Origin of the sequence: Desulfomicrobium apsheronum, assembly GCF_900114115.1 — a bacterium.
Lineage (GTDB): Bacteria > Desulfobacterota > Desulfovibrionia > Desulfovibrionales > Desulfomicrobiaceae > Desulfomicrobium > Desulfomicrobium apsheronum.
The window spans coordinates 21243-34722 of sequence record NZ_FORX01000007.1; the positions used below are offsets into that span (position 1 = coordinate 21243).

General features: G+C 61.2%; 15 protein-coding genes and 1 tRNA gene. 10 read left to right on the top strand and 6 right to left on the bottom strand.

Features of this window, described 5'->3' with window-relative positions:
- Positions 1-159: 159 nt before the first annotated feature.
- From BMZ40_RS08635 to flgF, 6 genes are all read right to left on the bottom strand, one after another.
- A complete protein-coding gene (locus BMZ40_RS08635; protein WP_092374161.1) occupies positions 160-750 on the bottom strand; it encodes a rod-binding protein in 591 nt (196 codons plus the stop codon).
- A gap of 14 nt (positions 751-764) precedes the next feature.
- Complete coding sequence (locus BMZ40_RS08640; protein WP_092374164.1) at positions 765-1880, bottom strand: flagellar basal body P-ring protein FlgI; 1116 nt, start codon at positions 1878-1880, stop codon at positions 765-767.
- The gene (locus BMZ40_RS08645) at positions 1864-2553 is read right to left on the bottom strand and encodes a flagellar basal body L-ring protein FlgH (protein ID WP_092374167.1); all 690 of its coding nucleotides are present in this window, start codon (positions 2551-2553) and stop codon (positions 1864-1866) included. Before BMZ40_RS08645 ends, BMZ40_RS08640 begins: the two co-directional genes overlap by 17 nt.
- Positions 2554-2566: 13 nt before the next feature.
- Positions 2567-3517, bottom strand: a complete 951-nt coding sequence (flgA, locus tag BMZ40_RS08650) for a flagellar basal body P-ring formation chaperone FlgA (protein WP_092374170.1) — start codon at positions 3515-3517, stop codon at positions 2567-2569.
- A 3-nt stretch (positions 3518-3520) separates the two neighbouring features.
- The gene (flgG, locus tag BMZ40_RS08655) at positions 3521-4303 is read right to left on the bottom strand and encodes a flagellar basal-body rod protein FlgG (protein ID WP_092374173.1); all 783 of its coding nucleotides are present in this window, start codon (positions 4301-4303) and stop codon (positions 3521-3523) included.
- Positions 4304-4380: 77 nt separating this feature from the next.
- Positions 4381-5157 carry a flagellar basal-body rod protein FlgF gene (gene flgF / locus BMZ40_RS08660; protein ID WP_092374176.1) on the bottom strand — a complete coding sequence of 259 codons (777 nt, stop codon included), beginning with the start codon at positions 5155-5157 and terminating at the stop codon, positions 4381-4383.
- A 136-nt stretch (positions 5158-5293) separates the two neighbouring features.
- Between flgF and BMZ40_RS08665 the strand changes: the two genes are divergently transcribed.
- The 10 genes from BMZ40_RS08665 (at position 5294) to rpsO (ending at position 13455) form a co-directional block, all read left to right on the top strand.
- Positions 5294-5368 (top strand) — tRNA-Gly (locus BMZ40_RS08665).
- A gap of 88 nt (positions 5369-5456) precedes the next feature.
- Entirely contained in the window at positions 5457-5945 is a 489-nt protein-coding gene (locus tag BMZ40_RS08670) for a ribosome maturation factor RimP (RefSeq protein ID WP_092374179.1), read from the top strand.
- A 48-nt stretch (positions 5946-5993) separates the two neighbouring features.
- Complete coding sequence (gene nusA / locus BMZ40_RS08675; RefSeq protein WP_092374182.1) at positions 5994-7319, top strand: transcription termination factor NusA; 1326 nt, start codon at positions 5994-5996, stop codon at positions 7317-7319.
- Positions 7320-7367: 48 nt separating this feature from the next.
- Positions 7368-7577 carry a YlxR family protein gene (locus BMZ40_RS08680; RefSeq protein ID WP_092189540.1) on the top strand — a complete coding sequence of 70 codons (210 nt, stop codon included), beginning with the start codon at positions 7368-7370 and terminating at the stop codon, positions 7575-7577.
- A complete protein-coding gene (gene infB, locus BMZ40_RS08685; protein ID WP_092374185.1) occupies positions 7567-10446 on the top strand; it encodes a translation initiation factor IF-2 in 2880 nt (959 codons plus the stop codon). The genes BMZ40_RS08680 and infB overlap by 11 nt, the downstream gene beginning before the upstream one ends.
- Positions 10447-10577: 131 nt before the next feature.
- Positions 10578-10913, top strand: coding sequence for a DUF503 domain-containing protein (locus tag BMZ40_RS08690; protein WP_425429356.1), 336 nt, complete (start codon positions 10578-10580; stop codon positions 10911-10913).
- Between the two features lie 6 nt (positions 10914-10919).
- Positions 10920-11264 (top strand): 30S ribosome-binding factor RbfA, encoded by a 345-nt coding sequence (gene rbfA / locus BMZ40_RS08695; protein ID WP_092189544.1) that lies wholly within the window; start codon positions 10920-10922, stop codon positions 11262-11264.
- Entirely contained in the window at positions 11239-12201 is a 963-nt protein-coding gene (locus BMZ40_RS08700) for a DHH family phosphoesterase (RefSeq protein WP_092374187.1), read from the top strand. Before rbfA ends, BMZ40_RS08700 begins: the two co-directional genes overlap by 26 nt.
- Positions 12198-13121, top strand: a complete 924-nt coding sequence (gene truB, locus BMZ40_RS08705) for a tRNA pseudouridine(55) synthase TruB (protein ID WP_092374190.1) — start codon at positions 12198-12200, stop codon at positions 13119-13121. The genes BMZ40_RS08700 and truB overlap by 4 nt, the downstream gene beginning before the upstream one ends.
- A gap of 64 nt (positions 13122-13185) precedes the next feature.
- The gene (gene rpsO / locus BMZ40_RS08710) at positions 13186-13455 is read left to right on the top strand and encodes a 30S ribosomal protein S15 (RefSeq protein WP_092189546.1); all 270 of its coding nucleotides are present in this window, start codon (positions 13186-13188) and stop codon (positions 13453-13455) included.
- Positions 13456-13480: the final 25 nt, after the last annotated feature.

Sequence of the window (13480 nt, forward strand, 5' to 3'; positions counted from 1 at the left end):
AAATCCCTGCTTGGCGCACCCTTCATTTTCCTGATCATTGCAAAATGCCGACCAGCATGCATCAGGCCCTCCAAAGACGGCGTCAGAAGCCCTTTCCCGCCCCGGACGCAGGCTTCAGCGCCCGGCCCATCGGCAAGAATTTCCCCGTGGCCATGCGCACTAGGGGCCGTCCTCGCCGTCCATGCGCACAACGCGCAGGGCATCCTCAAGGTCAGTGGGCATGATCTTCGCCTGAGCCTCTCCGGACGGCGACCTCTGCTCGATACTTCGCGCCAGCATTTCGGCCTCGTGCTGAGCCGTGATCGCGGCCAGCGTGCGCGGGGGCACTGCCGCAGCCTGCGCTCCGGACGGGGCCTTGCCGCGATCCGCCATGTTCAGGGGATGCAAAGGAGCCGTCGAAGTCGTGTCCCGACTGGCATTGACCAGACGCTCGGAAAGATTCGCATAGAGCATGTCGGACAAGCCGATGCCCCCGCTTTGCGACATCTTGACCGAGAGCTCCTGGTCAAACATGGACAGATAGCTCTCTTCTTCCTTGGAATGGAGCATCCCTTCCTTGGGCACGGAAGCGCGCATCTGCTTCCAGATCTGACCAATGAACACGGCCTCGAAGTCCTGGCAGGCCTTCTTGAGCTTGACCTCGTCCAGGCCCTTTTCCGGCTGCACCCGGGAGCGCAGATCCCGCAGGCGCTCCTGCAGGCTTTGCGTCGAATCAGGTTCGGGCAGGGCCGTGGTGATAATCTCGTTCATACCGCCTCCGCTGGCTAGAGGACCTCAAGATCGGCATGCAGGGCGCCCGCCGATTTCATGGTCCGCAGAATGGAAATGAGGTCCCGGGGCGTGGCGCCAATGGCATTCAGGCCATCCACCAGCTCCTGGATTGAAGCCCCGGCCATGAGGACGAGTCGCCGCTGCTCTTCGCGCACGCCGATCTCGGTGGACGGAGTGATGGCCGTCTGACCCGGGGAGAACGCTCCGGGCTGGGAAACCTGGGGCTGCTCGGACACGACCACGTTCAGATTGCCGTGGGAAACGGCAACCCGGGACAGGGTGACGTTGGAACCCAGAACCACGGTGCCGGTCTTTTCATCGACAACCACCTTGGCCCGGCTGTCGGGCTGTACTTCCAGATTTTCAAGAGAGGCCATGAGCGCGACGATGTTCCCCTGATACTGGGGAGGAATTCCGAGCCTTATGGAAGAGGCGTCCTGGGCGTGGGCGTACTGGCCGCCGATGGCCTTGTTCAGGCTGTCCGCGACCTGCTTGGCCGTGGAAAAATCCTCCACGCCCAGCTGGATGGTGATGTCCTTTTGCTCGTTGAAGCTGAAAGGCACGCTGCGCTCGACCACCGCGCCGCCGGGGATGCGGCCCACGGTGGTGATGTTCTTGGTCGCCGTGGCCGCGTCTCCTCCGGCCGAAAACCCGCCCACGGCCAGGGAACCCTGGCACAGGGCGTAAATACTGCCGTCGATGCCCTTGAGCGGGGTCATGAGCAGCACGCCGCCAAGCAGCGAGGACGCGTCCCCCACGGAGGAGACCGTCGCGTCGAGCCGGGACCCCGGTCTGGACGAGGCCGGCATCTTGACCGTGACCATGACCGCTGCGACGTTTTTGGGCTTGAGCGCTGCCCGGTCGACCTTGACCCCCATGTTTTCAAGCATGTTGGCCATGGACTGGATCGTGAACTGCGAGCTGCTCTTGTCTCCGGTTCCCGGCAGGCCGACCACCAGTCCGTAGCCGACGAGGTCGTTGGAACGCACCCCGCCGAAGCTGGCGATATCCTTGAGCCGCACGGCCCCGGCCGGCATGGCCAAGCCCACTGCCAGGCCAAGGGCAAGAAGCAGGAAGGCGAAGCGTCTGGTTTTAGAATGGCCACACATTGTCAAGTATCCTCGCAAGCCACCCGGGGCGTTGTTTGTCGGCCAGGACCCCCTCGCCGTAAAGTTCGATGCGCGCTTCGGCCAGGCTGGTGGACATGATGGTGTTGTCGGCGTCGATGTCCCGATCCCGGGCCACACCCTGCACCAACACGATCTGGGTCTCGCCGTTGACCCGCGTCTCGCGGGCCCCGACCACTTCCATGAGTCCGCCGCCGAGAACCCGGGTCACCCGGGCGGCCACGGTGGTGGTGAGGGAACTTTCGCGCTTGGTTTCGCCGTCGCCCTCGAATCCGCTGGTGGAACTGGCGCTGACCAGGGACTCCGGTCCCACGGTCGCATCGGGAATCAGCGGCAGCTGTTTTTGACCCAGATAGGCGCTCACGCCCAGATCCATGGAACTCGCCCTGTCGGCCGTGGTCGAGGCCTTGCTCTTGGACAGCGTAGTCTCCACCACCTTGATGAGCAGAATGTCGCCGACCCTTTTGGCCCTGGCGTCGGCAAAGAGCATGGTCGCCCCGTCCGGATCAAAGAGCGAGCCAGGGTTCTGGGCCTCTGAGACCCGCTCCTGAGGAGGAGGCGTGACCACGGCCGCAGGCATGGGCGGACGGCTTGTGGTCCGGCATCCGGTCATGGCCAGCACGGCCAACGTGAACATCAAAAATCGTTTCTGCATATTTCCTCCCGGCCTACGGCACACGCACCGTTTCGGCATCGACAACCTGCGCGGCCACCACTCTGCGGCTCTGCATGTTTCGGACCCGGATGGTGTTGCCGATGCCGCCGTCCTCGAGACTTTCGACCGGCACGGTCAATTTGAGTGTCTGCCCCGCATAGACCAGGGTCAAAATCTGTCCCTTGGCCACCACAGGAATGAATTCCACCGCGTCGGCGCTGATGACCTGTCCCTCGCCTACCGCAGCGGTCATGCGCAGGGGCAGATTGCCTCCATCCCAGGGTGCTCGCGCCATGTAAGCCAGATTCTTGCGCGCAAAACCCACCAGTCCCGGCTCCAGGATGTCACCCCTGTTCAGGACGCGGGCGGCGCAAGGGACGGTCTTCCAGACATCGGCGAAAACCGTACCCGTGAAGCTCTGCACCGGGCGCCCGTCTTCAGTCACGGCCTCAAGGCGCAGGCTGATCCGCCCCGGTGCGGGAGTGCCCACGGGAACGACACGAACCTGAACCGGCCCCTTTTCGGAGAGAAAGAGATAATCCGCCATGCGATGCTCGCGAATTTCCACTTCGCCCCCATGATGGGCCAGGGCGTTCGTCAAAATTTTGTCGATGGCCGGACGCAACGCCAGGGTGCTGAGCACCTGCCCTCCGCGCTGGACTTGAACCTGATCGGGAACATCCACAGGTGGCAGGGCCGTTCCGAAGCGCTGCACGATCAGTTCCCGCAATCTGGATCCGTTCAGGTTGGCCCTGGCGCCATCGAACTTTGGCGAGGCCAAAAGGGGCACCGTGCCGATGGCGGCCAGCAGGGTCTTGGCGTCCTCGCCCTCGGCCTGGGCCAGGTCGTTCAGGGTGATGGCCGGTCCGTCCACGCACACGGCCCCGGCCACGATCAGCCGGCCCTGGGCCACGGCCAGGCAGGGGCAGAGCAGAAGAACGAACAGAGCCACAAATAAACGCATGAGCTACCTCTTCAGCTGATTGGCGGTCTGCAGCATCGTGTCGGCCGTGGTGATGGACTTGGAGTTGGCCTCGTAGGCGCGCTGGCCCACGATCATGTTGACCATCTCCTCCACGATCTCCACGTTCGACATCTCCAGAAATCCCTGAGCCAGGGTGCCGGCATTGTTCTCGCCGGGCACGCTTTCCACCGCCTCGCCGGAGCCGTCGGTCTGCACATAGAGGTTGCGCCCCATGGCCTTGAGACCGGCGGGGTTGACGAAGGTGTAGACCGGAATGTCCGTGCCAGCGATCTCCTCTCCGGCCTTGTCCACGCAGGTCAGGCGGCCGTCCTCGGTCACGACGATGTTCTGCGTCTCTGGCGGGACGATGAATTCAGGCTGCAGGGGATGCCCGTTGTCGGTCACGATGCGTCCGTCGCTGTCGAGCTTGAAGGCCCCGCTTCTGGTGTAGGACTCCTCACCGCTGCGATCGACGCGGAAAAAACCGTCGCCCTCGATGACGAGGTCGAGCTGGTTGCCCGTATTCTGGAAATCGCCCTGTGAAAATATCTTGTGCACGGACACGGGCCGCACGCCCATGCCGACCTGCATGCCCACGGGCAAGCGATCGCCTTCCTGGTTGGAAGAGCCCGCGATCTTCATGTTCTGGTACATGAGATCCTCGAACTCGGCCCTGTTCTTCTTGAACCCGGTGGTGTTCACGTTGGCCAGGTTGTTGGCCGTGACATCGAGATTGAGCTGCTGGGCGATCATGCCCGAGGCGCTGGTCCATAAAGCGCGAATCATATCTTCTTCTCCTTGCGGGATCACCCGCGCCCATCCTGCGTCCCGCGATCAGGTCGCGGGCGGCAAGCCTAGGGATATTATCTGGGCGCACCGACCTCTGCGATGGCCTTCTTGTCTTGCTCGAACGAACCGCTGATCATCTTCTGGTAGGCCTCGAAAGCGCGCATGGCTTCGATCATGTTGACCATCTCCGAGACCACGTTCACGTTGGCCGCCTCCAGAAAGCCCTGCTCCACGGTGGAATCCTCGGCCGGAATGGCCTGTGCGTCCGCCCCCGGGCGAATGCGCAGCAGGGAATTGCCCACCTTTTCCAAAGCGCGAGGGTCCTCGACACGGACCAGGTCGATGGTGTCGACAATCTCGCCGTCAACGGAAAAACCGCCATCGGCGTCAATAAGCACGGCACCCCCTTCCGCTATCTGCAGGGGACCGCCTTGGCCCAGGAGCTGATTGCCATGGGCGTCCACGACAAAACCCTCGGCCGAGCGATGGTACACGCCCTGACGGGTCAGAAATTCCCCTTCGGGCGTCTGGACCCGGAAAAAACCGTCCCCCGCGATGGCCAGGTCAAGCGGGTTGCCCGTGCTCTTCATGGGTCCCTGGGACATGTCGATGACCGCCTCGGAGATCCGGGGCTGCGCCAAAAGATTGGGCTGCGGCCAGGGTACCTTCTCGTTCAGGGTCGTGTTAGGGTCGACCATGTCATGGGCATAGCGGCGAAACGTATCCCGAAAGGCCAGTTTTTCGCTCTTGAAACCCGTGGTGTTCACGTTAGCCAAATTATTGGCGATGCTATCCAGTCGATGTTGCTGTGTAAGAGCCCCGAATACGGCGCTATAACTGCTGTCTTGCATGGGGGGTCCTCCTTGGTAACGCTCATTGAGCAAATACCAGGCCACTTGAAATGCATGACCGCCTGGTCCACAAGGGCCTTGGGAAAAAAACACTTGACTGCCATCCCCCCCCTCATGCAAGGGAAACGGTTGCAGAGCGGGTGTAGCTCAATGGCAGAGTACAAGCTTCCCAAGCTTGGAGTCGCGAGTTCGACCCTCGTCACCCGCTCCACTCCTGTATGTGGTCATACTGATTTTCGGTAGCTGATGGGGGTGGGCCTTTTCGTGGTCCACCTTTTTTTTTCCGATAGGCTTATACGATGGACAAAAACGAAATACACGCGCGGCTCATGGAAATGGTGACTCCCCTGTGTCAGGCCCGGGACCTCGAAGTCTGGGGTATCGACCTGCTTTTCGCGGCCGGGGGACGGCACAGGATCGTACGAGTCTATCTGGACTCCGAACACGGGGTCGGCATCGACGAGTGCTCGGAGGTCAGCAAACATCTGAGTCTGGCCTTGGACGTGGAGGACATCATTCCCGGAGCATTCACCCTGGAAGTGTCCTCGCCCGGTCTTGAGCGGCCTTTTTTTTCCTTGGAGCAGATGCAGGCCTATGTGGGACAGACGATGCGCATCCGCCTGGAAAACCCGCTTGAGGGCAGAAAAAATTTCAAGGGGCGCCTGCTCGGTATGGAACCGCCCATGTTTACGCTGACCGACGACAGCAATACATTTGAATTGAACTGGGACGATGTGGGCAAGGCCAACCTCGTCTACGAGCCCTTTGATCAGGGCAAGAAACGATAAATTTCGGAATACGGCGGGTTGTTTCCGCACGGAGAACGGAGGACGTTCATGAATTTGGAACTCAAAAAAGCCATTGACCAGATCAGCAAGGACAAGGGCATCGACCGTGAAATGCTGATCGACACACTGGAAGAAGCCATTCGGGCCTCCGTGACCAAAAAATACGGCGACAAGATGGATATCGAGGTCACCTTCAACGAAGAGACCGGCGAGATTGAAGTCTACCAGTTCAAAATCGTGGTCGAAGAGGTCGAGGATACCGACACGGAGATCCTCATGGTCGAAGCCATCAAGCACGACCCCAACGTCGAGCTTGACGACGCCATCGGATTTCGCCTGCAGGTCGAGGATCTTGGCCGCATCGCCGCCCAGAGCGCCAAGCAGGTCATCATCCAGCGCATGCGCGACGCCGAACAGGAAATCATCTACGAGGAATACAAGAACCGCAAGGGCGAAATCGTCAGCGGCATCATCCAGCGCCGTGACCGTTCCGGCTGGATCATCAACCTCGGCCGCACCGAGGCCCTCCTGCCCAAGGACAAGCAGATTCCGCGTGAACGCTTCCGTCAGGGCGACCGGGTCGAGGGACTCATCATCGACGTACGCAAGGAAGGACGCGGGCCGCAGATCATCATCACCCGCTCCGACCCCGAGTACATGACCGCCCTTTTCCGCCGTGAAGTGCCCGAAGTGGCCGACGGCACCGTAAACATCATGGGCGTGGCCCGTGACCCGGGCCTGCGCGCCAAGGTCACCGTCCTGTCCCAGGACTCCAATGTTGATCCGGTCGGCGCCTGCGTCGGCATCCGCGGCTCGCGCATCCACAGCATCGTGCAGGAACTGCGCGGCGAGCGCATCGACATCGTGCTCTGGAGCCCGGACATCGCCACCTACGCGGCCAACGCCCTGTCTCCGGCGCGCATCTCCAAGATCGCCATCGACGACGAGGAAAAATCCCTGGAAGTCGTGGTACCCGAGGATCAGCTGACCCCGGCCATCGGCAAGAAGGGCCAGAACGTCAAGCTCGCGGCCAAGCTTCTGGGTTGGAAGATCGACATTTTCACCAACAGCCGCTTCAATAAGGTGCACAAGAACCGCCACCTGCTGGAACAGCTGGCCAGCGCTGCCCAGGTCTCCGTCGCGGACTTCACCGAAGCCGGCTTCGATTCCCTTGAAGCCATGGCCGCCTGCACCAACGAGCAGTTGCTCGACATCCAGGGTATCAGTGAAGAAAACATCGGCGCCCTGCGCGGAGCATTGAACCTCCTCATCAGCCAGAACCGGGAAGAAACCCCGGAAGAATCCGAGGAATCGGAAATAAAAGGCGCGGTCGAAGGGGAAGATGCTGATTACGCGGACGGAGACGAAGCATAGATGATCCCAGCGGACGACAAGACCGCCTGCGCGCAAGGACCGATACGCATGTGCGTGATTTGCAGGCAGCGCTTTTCCAAAGAAGAACTATATAGATTTACCTGCCCTGTTCACGGAGAGCTCACTCTGACCGCTGACAGCACCGGAAAAACACCGGGACGGGGTTTTTATCTTTGCCGCGATGCGGCGTGCCGGAACAAATTCGAGCGATTCAAGGGCTGGCAGAAGAAATGTAAGGGGGTTGGGCATGTCCACTAGATTGCGGGTGAGAGACCTTGCCACGGAGCTTGATATCTCCAGCAAGGATTTGATGACGTTATTGCGGGAACTCAAAATCCCGGCCAAGAGCCATATGAGCAGCCTGACCGACGAAGAAGTCGGACAGGTCCGCAATCACCACCAGAACCGGGCCACCGCGCCCCAGGTCGTGGACACGCGCGCCACCTCGGGCGTCATCGTGCGCAAGCGGCACAAGGTCACTGCCGCCGAGGCCGAAACCCGGGAAACGGACGGCGAAGCACAGCCCAAGGACGAAACTCCCGCCGAGACCTCGGCAGAAGCGCCAGCCAAGACCGTGACGGAAACGGCCGAGGCGACCGAAAAGCCAGCGGCGCGCAAGCCTTCGAGGGCGGTCATCGTCACTCCGGCGCGCATCATCGAGGAAGTCCCCAGCGCCAAGGCCGCTCCCGAGGAATCCGCTAAGGAAGAGACGCCTGTGGCCGAGGCTCCGATCGTCGAAGCTCCGGCTTCCGTCGAAGAGGTCCCTGCCGAGCCGGTGGCCGCCGAATCGGCCGAGGCTGGTGACGCAACCGCCGAAAAGACCGCCCAGGCTTCTGCCGAGACTCCCGGTGAAACCGGAGACGAGACAACTGCGGAAACCGAAGGCGAGTCCGAAGAAGCCAAGCGCGCCCGCAAGAAGACCAAGAAAGCCAAGCCCGCTCCTCCGTCCGTTCAGGTCAAGATCATCTCCCGGCCCACCATCGTTGAATTTCCCGATACCCGAGTGGACGGCCAGCCGGTTCGTCCCATGGGACCGGCAGCGCGCCCCATGGGTCCGGCAGGCTATACTCCGCGTCCTTCCGGACCGGGAGGACGTCCCTCCGGCCCAGGTGGTCCCGGCGGTCAGCGCCCGAGTGCACCACGCCCCTCCGGTCCGGCCAACGTCGGCGCTCCGCCCCGTCCCGCCCCTGAGACCGAGGGCGCCAAGGACAGCCGCGGCAAGAAAAAGAAGGGTCGCCGCACGGTGGAGGCAGCCGATCTGTACCGCAAGGAAGAATTCTCCATGGGCAAGGGCAAGAAGGCCCAGCGCGCCGAGGCACGCAGAGCCGGTGGAGCCAGGGCCCAGGCGCAGAACACGCAGCCGCTCAAGGCGTCCAAGCGCAAGATTCGCATTGACGACACCATCAGGCTGACAGACTTGGCCCATCAGATGGGCATCAAAGCCCAGGACCTGATCAAAAAACTGTTTTCCCTGGGTGTGATGGCCACCATCAACCAGTCCCTGGATTTCGACACGGCCCTGCTCCTGGCCGCCGAATTCAAATATGAAGTGGAAAGGGCCGGATTCTCCGAAGACGATTTCCTGCTGCCCAAGGAGGCCGACAAGGCAGAGGATCTGAAGCCTCGTCCTCCTGTCGTGACCATCATGGGCCACGTCGACCACGGCAAGACCTCGCTCCTGGACGCCATCCGCTCGACGAGCGTGGCATCGGGCGAAGCCGGCGGCATCACCCAGCACATCGGCGCCTACCACGTGGCCACGTCACGCGGCGAGATCGTCTTCCTGGACACCCCCGGCCATGAGGCCTTCACCACCATGCGCGCCCGTGGCGCCAAGGTCACGGACATTGTCGTCCTGGTCGTGGCCGCCGATGACGGCGTCATGGAGCAGACCAAGGAAGCCGTCAGCCACTCCAAGGCGGCGGGCGTGCCCATCGTCGTGGCTGTGAACAAGATGGACAAGGAAGGGGCCGACCCCGACCGCGTCAAGCGTGAACTGTCCGATCTTGGGCTCATGCCCGAGGATTGGGGCGGTGACACCATCTTCGCCCATGTTTCCGCCAAGAAGCGCGAAGGCCTGGACGAATTGCTCGAACTTATCCTGCTGCAGGCCGAAGTGCTCGACCTCAAGGCCAACCCGGACAAGCCCGGCCGAGGCCACGTGGTCGAGGCCAAACTGGACAAGGGTCGTGGCCCCGTGGGCACAGTTCTCATCCAGGAAGGCCAGATCACCCAGGGCGACGCCTTCGTGTGCGGCCTGATCAGCGGCAAGGTCCGCGCCATGTTCGATGACCAGGGCCGGCAGATCAAGACCGCCGGACCGGCCATCCCGACGGAGATCCAGGGCTTTGAAGGTATCCCCGAGGCAGGCGACGAGTTCGTCATCGTCAAGGACGAGAAGGTTGCCCGCAAGATCGCCGAAGAACGCCGCGTCAAGCATCGCGACAAGGAACTGGCCAAGGAATCCAAGGTCACCCTCGAAAGCTTCCTGGCCACCAAGGCCGGCGAAGAGGCCCAGAACCTGAACCTGCTCTTGAAAGCCGACGTGCAGGGTTCCCTTGAAGCCATCTCCGAGGCCTTGCGCAAGCTGTCCACGGACGAGATCAAGATCGCCCTCATCCATGGCGGCGCTGGGGCCATCACCGAATCCGACATTCTGCTGGCATCGGCCTCCAACGCCATCATCATCGGGTTCAACATCCGCCCCACGGCCAAGATCAAGGAAGTGGCAGAGCAGGAAAAGGTCGATATCCGCTTCTACGACATCATCTACAAGCTCGTGGATGACATCAAGGCGGCCATGTCCGGCATGCTCTCTCCCGACATCAAGGAAGTGTACCTCGGCCAGGCCGATGTGCAGCAGGTGTTCAGCGTGCCCAAGATCGGCAACATCGCGGGCTGCATGGTCAGTGACGGCAAGCTCAAGCGCAACGCCAACGTCCGTCTGCTGCGCGACGGCGTGGTCATCTACACCGGCAAGCTCAGCTCCCTGAAACGATTCAAGGATGACGCCAAGGAAGTGACCAAGGGCTACGATTGTGGCGCTGGCCTTGAAAACTTCAATGATATCAAGATTGGAGATATCATCGAAGCCTTTGAACTGGTCGAGGAAGCCCGGACCATCTAGGGCCGGGCGGCCGTGAGGACCGACTGCGGTCCTCACGGAACTGAAACCGAGGCATGGATCCCCGCCTGCGCGGGGATGACGCAAAGGCCGTGCGCGTCACATTCATGTCATTCCCGCCCAGGCGGGAATCCATGCCTTTCATTTTTTTTGCTTGTTGGACTCACGAACGGTACGCGGCCATGATCATCGGCACCCTGCGCCTCGAATTCCGCCTGCACGGCGTTTTTTCCTTGAAGGAAAAGCGAAAAAGCGCCAACAGCCTGAAGCAGAAGCTGCGCAACACCTTCAATGTTGCCGTGGCCGAAACCGAATCCCAGGACTCCCATCAGATCCTGGTTCTCGGGGTGGTCACGGTCTCCAACGACACTGCGCACGTGCACAGCCGACTGTCCAAAGTCCTGGCCATGGTGGAAGCTTCCACCGCCGACGAGCTTGTCCATGCCGACATGGACGTATTTGGAGCCTGATTTTTTATGCAAAGAAGCAATTCGAGACGCGCCATCCAGATGGGCGATCAGATCATGCAGGTCCTGGCCTCGCTCCTGATTCAGGAAGTCGAGGACCCGACACTTGCCCTTGTGACCATCACCGGAGTGCGCCTGAACCGGGATTTCAGCATTGCCGAGGTCCTCTACACCCACCTGCGCGGACGCGCGGCAGAGCCCGAGATCACCAAGGCGCTCTACCATGCCAAGGGTTTTTTGCGTTCGCGGCTGAGCAAAGAGCTCAATCTGCGCGGCATCCCGGACCTGCGCTTCAAGTGGGACACCTTTCTCGAAGACATGGTGTACGATGCCCCTCCTGAAACAGATAGCTGAACAACTACGGGACGCGGACAATTTTCTTGTCCTCGCGCACATTTCCCCGGACGGCGACGCCCTGGGCTCCATGCTGGCCATGGGAGAACTTCTCGACGCCCTGGGCAAGAAGGTCGTCCTCTTCAACGAGTCCGGCATCCCCCTTCGCTTTGAATGGCTCGCTCCCAAACGCGAGATCCTGACCCGTTTGCCCGAGGAAGAGCCGGACAACCTCATAGTTCTGGATTGCGGCAGCGCCGAGCGGGCCGGAGAACTCATCGCGCCTTGGCTCAAGACCAAAAACGTGTTCAACATCGACCATCACTTGGGCAACCCCATGTTCGGCACCGTGAATTGGGTCGAACAGCGCGCGTCATCGGTGGGCGAGATGGTCGGAATGCTGGCCCGAAAGCTGGGAGTCCCGCTGGTGGGCCTTTTGGGCGAGTATGTCTATCTGGCGCTCATTTCCGATACCGGGGACTTCTGTTTCAACAACACCCGCCCCGAAACCCTGGAAATGGCCGCCGAAATCCTGCGCCTGGGCCTTTTGCCCGGACCGTTCCACGAACAGAAGCAATCCACCGGAAAGCTCAGCCAGCTTCAGATGCGCGGCACCGTCCTGCAACAGGCCCGCCTGTACGCGGACGGACAGATCAGCCTCATCTGCTTCACTCGTGAACTCTTCGAACAGACGGGGACAGGCCCCGAGGATACCGAAGGGCTGGTCAACACCGTCCTCTACGTGAACGGGGTGCAGGTGGCCATCAGCCTGCGCGAGGAAGAACAGGGCATCAAATTTTCGCTGCGCTCCAAAAGCAGCACCAACGTGCAGGCCGTGGCCTTCCGCTTTGGCGGAGGCGGTCATCGCAACGCCGCCGGCGGGACCCTGCTCATGGACATGGAGCAGGCCAAGACGACCATGATCCAGGCCGTGACCGAGGAACTGGCAAACTCATGAGCGCGCCGTCACTGAAACAACTTGACGGAGTGCTGGTTTTGCATAAACCGGGAGGTCCCACTTCGGCGGATTGCCTGAATCAGATCAAGCGCCACCTGGGGCAGAAAAAAATCGGCCACGCCGGCACCCTCGATCCCATGGCCACGGGCGTACTGCTGGTACTGCTCGGGCAGGGTACCAAGCTGGCCAACTATCTGGTGGATGGCCGCAAGACCTACCGGGGCCGCCTGATCCTGGGGCAAACCACGGACAGCTACGATACGCAAGGCAAGGTTCTCGCCGAAGCGCCATGGGAGCACCTGGACCCGGAGGCAGTGCGAGCCGAGGTGCTCGGCTGGAAGGGAACCATCAGCCAGGAAGTGCCCCCGGTATCGGCGGCCAAGCACCAGGGCAAACCCCTGTATGCCTTGCACAGGGCCGGCCAGGAAGTTCCGGTCAAGGTCAAGGATGTAACAATTTTCGATTCGCAGCTGCTCTCCATGGAGCTGCCGAGTCTTGATTTTCGAGTCACCTGTTCCGCAGGAACCTACATCCGCTCCCTGGCCCACAGCCTGGGGATGCGACTTGGGTGCGGAGCGGTGCTCAGCGAACTGGAGCGGGAGGCAAGCCACCCGTTCACCCTCGCCCAGGCTCATGATCTGGAAAAAGTGCTGGAAAGCAAGGATCAGCTCCACGAGCTGGTCCTGCCCATGACCCAGGCCCTGCCCCACTGGCCCAAGCTCGTGCTCAGTCACGAACAGGCCGCGCTGGTGCAGAATGGGGCATGGCTGCCGACGAGCCTTTTTCCCGATTATCCGGCCCAGGAAGGGGACCGGGCTCTCATGCTCTCCGCCGAAAGGGCCCCCCTGGCCCTGATGGAAGCGGGCATGCGCGCGGGAGTCCTGTCATGGGCCATCCTGCGTGGGCTTTGGCAAGCCTGAAGGCTCTGGTTCGCAAAGTGGATATGGTCAGGTGGAAGAAACATGATAACCGGAGGATATGGCTGTGGTCTTAACCCCTGAACGCAAGGCTGAAGTTGTAAAGGAATATGGCAAAACCGAAACCGATACCGGGTCTCCTGAAGTACAGGTAGCCCTGTTGACCGAACGGATTACGTACCTCACTGACCACTTCAAAGGTCACAAGAAGGACTTCCATTCCCGCACAGGTCTGCTGAAGCTCGTCGGCAAACGCAGACAGCTTCTGAATTACCTGAAGAACAAAGACATTCAGCGTTACCGCGATCTGATCGCGAAACTCGGTCTGCGCAAGTAGACAGCTTCAAGGCGGGACCAACGGT

Excerpts from the sequence above, each read along its gene's own strand:
- infB (WP_092374185.1), top strand. The coding sequence starts at position 7,567 with ATGTCCACTAGATTGCGGGTGAGAGACCTTGCCACGGAGCTTGATATC.
- BMZ40_RS08635 (WP_092374161.1), bottom strand. The coding sequence starts at position 750 with ATGAACGAGATTATCACCACGGCCCTGCCCGAACCTGATTCGACGCAA.
- rbfA (WP_092189544.1), top strand. The coding sequence starts at position 10,920 with ATGCAAAGAAGCAATTCGAGACGCGCCATCCAGATGGGCGATCAGATC.
- flgA (WP_092374170.1), bottom strand. The coding sequence starts at position 3,517 with ATGCGTTTATTTGTGGCTCTGTTCGTTCTTCTGCTCTGCCCCTGCCTG.
- BMZ40_RS08700 (WP_092374187.1), top strand. The coding sequence starts at position 11,239 with ATGCCCCTCCTGAAACAGATAGCTGAACAACTACGGGACGCGGACAAT.
- BMZ40_RS08680 (WP_092189540.1), top strand. The coding sequence starts at position 7,368 with ATGTGCGTGATTTGCAGGCAGCGCTTTTCCAAAGAAGAACTATATAGA.
- BMZ40_RS08645 (WP_092374167.1), bottom strand. The coding sequence starts at position 2,553 with ATGCAGAAACGATTTTTGATGTTCACGTTGGCCGTGCTGGCCATGACC.
- flgF (WP_092374176.1), bottom strand. The coding sequence starts at position 5,157 with ATGCAAGACAGCAGTTATAGCGCCGTATTCGGGGCTCTTACACAGCAA.
- BMZ40_RS08670 (WP_092374179.1), top strand. The coding sequence starts at position 5,457 with ATGGACAAAAACGAAATACACGCGCGGCTCATGGAAATGGTGACTCCC.
- flgG (WP_092374173.1), bottom strand. The coding sequence starts at position 4,303 with ATGATTCGCGCTTTATGGACCAGCGCCTCGGGCATGATCGCCCAGCAG.
- truB (WP_092374190.1), top strand. The coding sequence starts at position 12,198 with ATGAGCGCGCCGTCACTGAAACAACTTGACGGAGTGCTGGTTTTGCAT.
- nusA (WP_092374182.1), top strand. The coding sequence starts at position 5,994 with ATGAATTTGGAACTCAAAAAAGCCATTGACCAGATCAGCAAGGACAAG.
- BMZ40_RS08640 (WP_092374164.1), bottom strand. The coding sequence starts at position 1,880 with ATGTGTGGCCATTCTAAAACCAGACGCTTCGCCTTCCTGCTTCTTGCC.
- BMZ40_RS08690 (WP_425429356.1), top strand. The coding sequence starts at position 10,578 with ATGCCTTTCATTTTTTTTGCTTGTTGGACTCACGAACGGTACGCGGCC.